The 379-nt window shown below is 58.3% G+C and carries 1 protein-coding gene; it reads right to left on the reverse strand.

All coding sequences use genetic code 11. The features are described 5' to 3' along the window. On the reverse strand, positions 1–281 hold a 281-nt coding region (locus EOC06_RS38615), incomplete at its 3' end, for an MFS transporter (protein WP_128310184.1). Positions 282–379 lie beyond the last annotated feature (98 nt).

A 379-nucleotide genomic window follows, 5' to 3' on the forward strand; every position in this document is an offset into this window, starting at 1 on the left:
ATCGTGAACGTGGCAAGACTGACCATGACGATCGGCCGACGCCCGAACCGATCGGATAGCGGACCCATGATCAGTTCCAATGCGACGGCCACTATCGCGTAACCGGCTAACGACAGGCTCACGAGAGCATAATCGGCGCGGAAATCCTGCGCGATATTCGCCAGTGATGGCAGAAAGACGTTCAACGGCAGCACCGAAAGGGCGCATAGGTGGGTCAACGTCGAAAGTTTAGGCGTGAGCGCTGAATGCCGGGCCGTGGTCGTTGATTTTTCGGGTGTCATTGCGGCCACTTGTTTGAGGCCGGCAAAGGAGAGAGGCGTCAGACCCGTCCCTTCGCCGGCATGATCCGGATCAGGTTCAAAGGGTCACTGTGCTGCCT

The sequence above is a fragment of the Mesorhizobium sp. M7A.F.Ca.MR.362.00.0.0 genome (assembly GCF_004023175.1).
GTDB lineage: Bacteria > Pseudomonadota > Alphaproteobacteria > Rhizobiales > Rhizobiaceae > Mesorhizobium.